Origin of the sequence: Clostridium phoceensis, from assembly GCF_001244495.1 — a bacterium.
Classification (GTDB): Bacteria; Bacillota; Clostridia; order Oscillospirales; family Oscillospiraceae; genus Lawsonibacter; species Lawsonibacter asaccharolyticus.
Map to the genome: position 1 here is coordinate 1 of NZ_LN866268.1, position 1312 is coordinate 1312.

The 1312-nt window shown below is 70.1% G+C and carries 2 protein-coding genes; both read left to right on the forward strand.

Features of this window, described 5'->3' with window-relative positions; all coding sequences use genetic code 11:
- A partial coding sequence (locus tag BN1969_RS00035) for an undecaprenyl-diphosphate phosphatase (protein WP_147576926.1) occupies positions 1-396 on the forward strand: 396 nt, incomplete at its 5' end.
- A gap of 47 nt (positions 397-443) precedes the next feature.
- On the forward strand, positions 444-1312 hold an 869-nt coding region (locus BN1969_RS00040), incomplete at its 3' end, for a DNA translocase FtsK 4TM domain-containing protein (RefSeq protein WP_187120319.1).

The following is a 1312-nucleotide window of genomic DNA, read 5'->3' on the forward strand; positions in this document are numbered from 1 at the left end:
CAAACGGAGCGGACTGCCACTGTGCTGGACGCCCTTCTGGTGGGCTGCGCCCAGGCGCTGGGCACCCTGCCCGGCATCTCCCGGTCCGGCATCACCATCTCGGCGGGGATGCTGCGGGGCTATGACCGCACCTTTGCCGTCCGGTTCTCCTTCCTGATGAGCCTGCCTGCCGTCTTCGGCGCCACCCTGCTGGAGCTGATCGACGCGGTCCAGGCGGGGATCGACACCAGCCTTCTGCCCGTCTATCTGGTGGGCATGCTGGTGGCCGGCGTGGTGGGCTACTTCGCCATCCGCCTGGTGAACCTGCTGGCGGGCAAGGGAAAGTTCGGCGCCTTTGCCTACTACTGCTGGGCGGCGGGAGCCATCTCCCTGGCCGCCAGCCTGGCGGGGCTGTGAGGGCGCCCCGGACCAAGACCTGATTGACCGGAAAGGGAGGCGGACATATGGCCGCATCACAAAAGAAGACCGGAGGGAAGCGCACCTCCTCCGGGGGAACGCGCAGGAGCGGCAGTGCCTCCGGCAGCAGCCGGGGGAACAGCCGCGGGAGCAAAGCGCCGGCCCGCCGGCCCATGCGTCGGGAGATCGGGGCGGTGGTGTGTCTGGCGCTGGCCCTGTTCGCGGCGCTGGGCTATTTCCACATCCAGGCCATTTTCATCGATTTCTTCTCCGGACTGCTGAAGGGCCTGCTGGGCTATGGCTTCTGGCTGATGCCTCCGGCCCTGCTGCTGGCGGCCTATATCCTGGCCTTCCACCGGGGGCGGCCGGTGCGCCTGCGGGTGACCTGCGCCCTGCTGCTGCCCCTGCTCTTCTCCTGCATCGTCCACGGGCTGCTGGGCAGGGTCCTGCCCTGGGACGCCGCCCTGGTGAAGACCCTGTGGGCGGCGGGGGAGGAGCTGACCTCCGGCGGCGTGCTGGGGGGCGTGCTGGCCCAGGGGAGCGTCCAGGTGTTCAGCCGCCTGGGCTCCACCATCCTGTTCGTGCTGGCCTTCCTGCTGGCGGGACTGGGGGCCTTCCGCCTCTCCCTGGCCGAGGTGGCGGACTGGATCTTCGACCGGCCCCGCTATGAGTATGAGCCGGAGGAGGAGCCGGAGCGCCCGCGCCGGAGCAAGCGGGAGGAGCGGCCTGCCGCCCCGGAGCCCGTTCGGACCCCCTCCCGCCGGGCGGACATCGACATCCCGGTGGAGGACGGCCCCCTGGTGGGCAAGACGGCCCAGACCGCTCCCGAGGTGAAAAAGAAGGGGAGCTTTTTCAACCGCAAGGCAAATGTCCCCGCTCCGGACCAGGTGCTGGCGGGGGCGGGGCAGCGGACCCG